At 72.9% G+C, this 6,638-nt stretch carries 4 protein-coding genes; 3 read left to right on the top strand and 1 reads right to left on the bottom strand.

What is annotated here, in order from left to right; all coding sequences use genetic code 11:
• The 3 genes from IE178_RS29990 to glgB all read left to right on the top strand — a co-directional run.
• On the top strand, positions 1 to 115 hold a 115-nt coding region (locus IE178_RS29990; RefSeq protein WP_193514466.1), incomplete at its 5' end, for an alpha-glucosidase C-terminal domain-containing protein.
• A gap of 110 nt (positions 116 to 225) precedes the next feature.
• A complete protein-coding gene (locus IE178_RS29985) occupies positions 226 to 1,641 on the top strand; it encodes a maltokinase N-terminal cap-like domain-containing protein (RefSeq protein WP_193514465.1) in 1,416 nt (471 codons plus the stop codon).
• A gap of 37 nt (positions 1,642 to 1,678) precedes the next feature.
• Positions 1,679 to 4,246 carry a 1,4-alpha-glucan branching enzyme gene (gene glgB / locus IE178_RS29980; protein WP_193514464.1) on the top strand — a complete coding sequence of 856 codons (2,568 nt, stop codon included), beginning with the start codon at positions 1,679 to 1,681 and terminating at the stop codon, positions 4,244 to 4,246.
• A gap of 76 nt (positions 4,247 to 4,322) precedes the next feature.
• Here glgB and IE178_RS29975 read toward each other — a convergent pair whose 3' ends face one another.
• Positions 4,323 to 6,554, bottom strand: coding sequence for a HelD family protein (locus IE178_RS29975; RefSeq protein ID WP_193514463.1), 2,232 nt, complete (start codon positions 6,552 to 6,554; stop codon positions 4,323 to 4,325).
• Positions 6,555 to 6,638: the final 84 nt, after the last annotated feature.

The raw sequence follows: 6,638 nt of genomic DNA, 5'->3' as shown, positions 1-6,638 counted from the left end.
TCCCGTCGAGCTGTTCGGCGGGGTGCGCTTCCCCGCCATCGGCGAACTGCCGTATCTGCTGACCCTCGCGGGCCACGGCTTCTACTGGTTCCGGCTCCGCAAGGACGCCGCGTAGAACCCGGGGCGGGGCGGTTTCTCCCGCTCCGCCCGGGGCACGCATCAGTAACACCCCGCCCACCGGCGGCGCCCCCCGGGCGGGCCGAAAAGGGGAAAGGACGCGACGCCATGTCGGAAGCCGTCACACGCACCGTCACGACACCGCCCGGTCTCCTTGCGTCACTGGATCCGCTGCTGAGGGAGTGGCTGCCGCGGCAGCGCTGGTTCGCGGGCAAGGGCCGCCCGGTCACCGGGTTCGCCCTGGTCTCGGCCACCGAGCTGCTGCCGCCCACCGCCAAGCTGAGCCTGTACCACCTGCTGGTGCGCGCCCACCAGCCGCTACTGGCGGGCCACGGCGGCCATGAGCAGCCCGGCGACTGCTACCAGCTGCTGATAGGCGTGCGCGAGGCGCTGCCGCCCCGGCTCGCGCCCGCGCTGATCGGTCATGTGACGCGGGGCCCCCTGGCCGGACGGACGGTCTACGAGGCCCTGCACGACACCCGGCCCGCCGATCTGCTCCTGGAGGCCCTGCGCACCCGGGCGCGCATAGGCGGGCTTCGCTTCGAGCGGGTCCCGCACCAGGAGGTCCGGTCCGGTCTGGTGCCCCGCCTGATGACGGCCGAGCAGTCGAACTCGTCGGTCGTCTATGGAGATACGTTCATCCTCAAGCTGTTGCGCCGGATCGTGCCCGGGATCAACCCCGACCTGGAGCTGCCGCTGGCGCTGGCCCGCGAGGGCTGCCCCCGGGTGCCCCCGCCCACGGCCTGGCTGGTCGCGGACCCCGAGGGTGCGGGTGCGTCGGCCCCGGCGGAGCCGTACGTCCTGGGTGTCCTCCAGCCGTTCGTGCAGGGTGCGACGGACGGCTGGGAGCTGGCGCTGCGGGAGCTGGCCAAGGGCGAGGACTTCGTCGCCGAGGCGCGGGCCCTCGGCCGTGCCACGGCCGAGGTGCACACCGCTCTGGCCCGGGCGCTGCCGACGGTCACCCTGGGCCACACCCAGCTCCGCTCCCTGGTCGACGGCATGACCCAGCGGCTGGAGGCGGCCGTGCACGCGGTGCCCTCGCTGCGGCCGTACGCGGGCGGGCTGCGCTCGGCGTTCTCGGCGCTGGACCAGCTGGCCGCCGAGGGCAGCACCTGGACCGCCCAGCGGGTGCACGGGGACCTGCACCTCGGCCAGTGTCTGCGCTCCCCGGCCGGCGAATGGTCGCTGATCGACTTCGAGGGCGAACCGGCCCGGCCGCTGGCCGAACGGCGGATGCCGCAGCCCGCGGTCCGGGACGTGGCCGGCATGCTGCGGTCCTTCGACTACGCGGCGCGTTCGGTGGACCCGCCGCAGCCGGACTGGGCCGGGCACTGCCGGGCGGCGTACTGCTCCGGGTACGCGGAGGCCGCGGGCCGCGATCCGCGCACCGACCCGGTGCTGCTGCGCGCGTACGAGACCGACAAGGCCGTCTACGAGGTGGTCTACGAGGCCCGGCACCGTCCCGAATGGCTGCCCGTACCGCTGGCGGCCGTGCAACGGCTCGCCTCGCCCGACCCGACCTGACCCGCCCCACCCGACCTTCGTCCAGGAGGCTTCGCCCGTGACCCCCCGCCCCGAGTCCAGCGGTCCGTTCCCGGAGCAGCCGGCCGAGCAGCGGCGTGCCGAGCCGCCCATGCCGACACCGGCGCGGAAGAAGGCAGCCGCGAAGAAGGCCGTGGCCGAGAAGAAGGCCGTGGCCGAGAAAACGGCGGCCGAGAAGACGGCGGTGAAGAAATCGGTGGTGAAGAAGGCGGCGGCCAAGAACCCGGCGGCGAAGGCCGCGACGAAAAAGGTCTCGGCGAAGAAGGCCTCGTCGAAGAAGGCCGCAGCGAAAAAAGCCCCGGCCGAGAAGGCCGCGGCCAGGAAGACGGCGGTGCGGGACACCGCCGCCGTGCCGGGCACCGCCGCCGCGCAGTCCCTCCCGCCCGAGATGGAGATCGCCGTATCCCCCGCGGTGGACGCCGCCGACCGGGAGCGGCTGCTGGACGGTACGCATCACGCCCCGCACTCCGTGCTGGGCGCGCATCCGGTGCCGGGCGGAGTCGTCTTCCGGGTGTTCAAGCCGTACGCCCTGGTGGTGACCGTCGTCTCCGGGGGCCTGACCGTCGAGCTGCACGACGACGGGGACGGCTTCTTCTCCGGCCTGCTCCCACTGCGCGAGGTCCCGGCGTACCGGCTGCTGGTGACGTACGAGGGGACCGTGCAGGAGGCCGAGGACGCCTACCGTTTCCTGCCCACGCTCGGCGAGCTGGACCTGCACCTGATCGGCGAGGGCCGGCACGAGGAGCTGTGGACCGTGCTGGGCGCGCACCCCATGACCCACCAGGGCGTGGCCGGCACCCGGTTCTCGGTGTGGGCGCCGAACGCGCGCGGCGTGCGGGTGGCCGGCACCTTCAACTTCTGGGACGGCACCGCCTTCCCCATGCGGTCGCTGGGCGCGACGGGCGTCTGGGAGCTGTTCGTGCCGGGAATCGGCGAGGGCGAACTGTACAAGTTCGAGATCACCCGCCCCGACGGCTCGAAGACGATGCGCGCGGACCCGCTGGCCCGCCGTACGGAGGTCCCGCCGGCCACGTCGTCCATCGTCACGTCCTCGCGGTACGAGTGGGGCGACGACGCGTGGCTGGAGCGCCGGGCGGAGGTGCCCGCGCACCGGGCGCCGTTCTCCGTGTACGAACTGCACCTGGCGTCCTGGCGCCCGGGACTGACGTACCGTCAGCTGGCCGAACAGCTCCCCGCGTACGTCAAGGACCTCGGCTTCACGCACGTCGAGCTGATGCCGGTCGCCGAGCATCCCTTCGGCGGCTCCTGGGGCTACCAGGTCACCGGGTTCTACGCGCCCACGGCCCGCCTCGGCACCCCCGACGACTTCAGGTACCTGGTCGACGCCCTGCACCGGGCCGGGATCGGCGTGCTGATGGACTGGGTGCCCGCGCACTTCCCGCGCGACGAGTGGGCGCTGGCCGAGTTCGACGGCAGGCCGCTGTACGAGCACGAGGACCCGCTGCGGGCGGCGCACCCCGACTGGGGAACCCTGGAGTTCGACTTCGGCCGGCGCGAGGTGCGCAACTTCCTGGTCGCCAACGCGCTGTACTGGTGCGAGGAGTTCCACATCGACGGGCTGCGGGTGGACGCGGTCGCCTCGATGCTCTACCTCGACTACTCGCGCGAGGCGGGCCAGTGGACGCCGAACGAGCACGGCGGCCGGGAGAACCTGGACGCGGTGGCGTTCCTCCAGGAGATGAACGCGACCGTGTACCGCAGGGTGCCGGGCGTGGTGACCATCGCGGAGGAGTCCACGGCCTGGGACGGCGTCACCCGGGCCACCCACCACAAGGGTCCGAGCGGCTTCGGCGGGCTCGGGTTCGGGCTGAAGTGGAACATGGGCTGGATGCACGACACGCTCCAGTACATGAGCCACGAGCCGGTCCACCGCCGGTACCACCACGGCGAGATGACCTTCTCGATGGTGTACGCCTACAGCGAGAACTACGTGCTGCCGATCTCCCACGACGAGGTGGTGCACGGCAAGCGGTCCCTGGTGTCGAAGATGCCCGGCGACTGGTGGCAGCAGCGCGCCGACCTGCGCGCCTACCTGGGCTTCATGTGGGCCCATCCGGGCAAGCAACTGCTGTTCATGGGGCAGGAGTTCGCGCAGGGCGCCGAGTGGTCCGAGGCGCACGGCCCGGACTGGTGGCTGCTGGACCCGCACTACGGCGCCGAGGCCGACCACCGCGGGGTGCGCGATCTGGTGCGCGACCTCAACACCGTCTACGGGCACACCCCGGCACTGTGGCAGCGGGACACCGAGCCGGACGGTTTCCGGTGGGTGACCGGGGACGCGGCCGAGGACAACGTGCTCGCTTTCCTGCGGTACGACGGCGACGGTTCGCCGCTGCTCGCCGTGTGCCACTTCGCCCCGGTGGTCCGGCACGACTACCGGATCGGGGTCCCCGACGACGTGCCCGCCTGGCACGAGGTCGTGAACACCGACGCCGGCCGCTACGGCGGCGGTGACATCACGAACCCGGACCCGGTCAAGCCGGAGCCGCAGGGACGGCACGGGTTCCCGGCGAGTGTCCGGCTGACCCTGCCGCCCCTGGCGACGGTGTGGCTGCGCCCGGCCTGAACCCCGACCGGGTTCCGGACCCACCCCGGCCGGATCCGGCCCCCGACCCGACCGGATCCGGCCCCCGGCCCGGGTGCTACGCCAGGGCGTCGGCCAGCGGCTTCGGCAGCGGCTCGGTGTGCAGCACGCCGAGCCGCTGGGTGGCGCGGGTGAGCGCCACGTACAGGTCGCTGGTGCCGTAGCGCCCCGGCTCGACCACGAGGACCGAGTCGAACTCCAGCCCCTTGGCCTGGCGCGGGTCGAGCAGCACGACGTCGTGCGTCAGGTCGGGTTCCGCGCCCGCCGTCACGCCGTCGAGGCGGGCGGCCAGGGCACGGTGCGTCTCGCGCGGGGCGATGACGGCGAGGCGACCCTCCGCCGGGGTGAGTTCGGCGACGGCCTGGGCGACCGCGCCGGGCAGGTCGTCGGTGGCACGGGCCCAGGGGGCCACGCCCGTGGACCGCACCGAGCTGGGTGGTGCGAAGCCGGGGTGCTCCGCGCGGACCACGGCCGCGGCCACGTCCATGATCTCGGCCGGGGTGCGGTAGTTGACGCCGAGCCGGGTGTGCTCCCAGCGGTCCTCGACGTACGGCGACAGGATGTCCGCCCAGGAGCCGACCCCGCCCGCCTCCGAGGTCTGGGCCGGGTCGCCGACCAGGGTCATCGAGCGGGTCGGGCTGCGCCGCATCAGCAGCCGCCAGGCCATCGGGGAGAGCTCCTGCGCCTCGTCGACGATGATGTGCCCGAACGCCCAGGTGCGGTCGGCGGCGGCCCGCTCGGCGGCGCTGCGGTGGTCCTCCTCCTCGTGCCGCTCGGCGAAGCGTTCGGCGTCGATGATGTCGTGCGCGGACAGCACCTCGGAGGACTCCGGGTCGTCGTCCTCCTTGTCCTCGAACTCGAAGGTCCGGGAGGCGTACGAGACGTCCAGCACGCCCTGGGCGAAGGCGATCTGCGTCTGCCGCTCGCGTTCGGCCCGCTCGCGCGCCGGCCGGTCGTCCTCACCGAGGAGCTCGGCGGCCTCGTCGAGCAGGGGCACGTCGGAGACGGTCCAGTGCCGGGTGACCGGGCGGCGGACCGCGGCGGCGTCCGCGTCCGGCAGGTGGCCCTCGGGCGCGGCGAGGAAGTCGGCGACCAGGCGCTGTGGGGTGATCCGGGGCCACAGCCGGTCGATCGCGGACCAGACCTCGGGGTTCTCGGCGAGCTCGTCGCGGATCTGGGTGATGTCGCTCGGGTCGAGGAGGTTGCTGCCGTCGTACGGGTCGGTGCCGATCCGTTCGGCGACCATGTCGGTGAGCGCGTTGAGGATGTGGCCCTCGAAGTGCTCCCGGGCCGCGTTGTGCGGCAGCTTGGCGGCGCGGGTGCGTTCGCGGGCGACGTTCACCAGGCCGTCGTCGAGCATGAGGATCTCGCGGTCGTGCTCGATCGCGATCACCGGGTCGGGCAGCGCCTGCCGGTCGCGTACGACCTCGGCGAGCACGTCGGCCATCTCCGCCCGGCCCTTGACGGCGGCTGCCTCGGGAGTGTCCGCCCGGGTGGTCTTCACGCCGGGGAACAGCTCGCCGACGGTCGCCAGCAGCACACCGGTCTCGCCGAGGCTGGGCAGTACCTCGCCGATGTAGCCGAGGAACGCCGGGTTGGGGCCGACGATCAGGACGGCGCGGCGGGCGAGCAGTTCGCGGTGCTCGTAGAGGAGGTAGGCGGCGCGGTGCAGGGCGACGGCGGTCTTGCCGGTGCCGGGGCCGCCCTCGACGACCATGACCCCGCGGTGCGGGGCGCGGATGATGCGGTCCTGGTCGGCCTGGATGGTGCGCACGATGTCGCCCATGCGGCCGGTGCGGGCGGAGTTGAGCGCGGCGAGCAGGACGGCGTCGCCGGTGGGGTCCTCGTGTCCGGTGCGGGTCTCGTCGCCCAGGTCGAGGATCTCGTCGTGCAGGGCGGTGACCCGGCGGCCTTCGGTGGAGATGTGCCGGCGGCGCCTGAGGCCCATCGGGGTGTGACCGGTGGCCAGGTAGAACGGGCGGGCGACGTCGGCGCGCCAGTCGATGAGGACCGGCGTGCGCTCGGCGTCGTCGGCGCGCAGGCCGATGCGGCCGATGTGGTGGGTGTCGCCGGAGACCGGGTCGATCCGGCCGAAGCAGAGGGATCCGTCCACCGCGTTCAGCGCGGCGAGCAGCCCGGAGCGCTCGGCGACGAGGATGTCCCGCTCCAGCCTCGCCTGCATCGGGGTGTTGCCCTGGGCGAGCGCTTCCGTGACGGAGACCTCGGCGTCGCCGCGCAGGGCGTCAACGCGTGCGTACAGTCCGTCGATGAATTCCTGTTCCTGGCGCAATTCATCGTCCGGAAATTCGGTGTTTGACAATTCCACTCCCGCCCGGATATACTGTGCTCATTGAGCTTCGCTGTGACTTCTCTC

Origin of the sequence: Streptomyces griseoloalbus (assembly GCA_014650015.1) — a bacterium.
In the GTDB taxonomy this organism is placed as follows: Bacteria; Actinomycetota; Actinomycetes; order Streptomycetales; family Streptomycetaceae; genus Streptomyces; species Streptomyces griseoloalbus.
The sequence above is the reverse complement of the archived record's forward strand: the minus strand, read 5'-3'. Positions and strand labels throughout refer to the sequence as shown.

Coding starts and splice junctions, on each gene's coding strand:
- IE178_RS29985 (WP_193514465.1), top strand. CDS start 226: ATGTCGGAAGCCGTCACACGCACCGTCACGACACCGCCCGGTCTCCTT.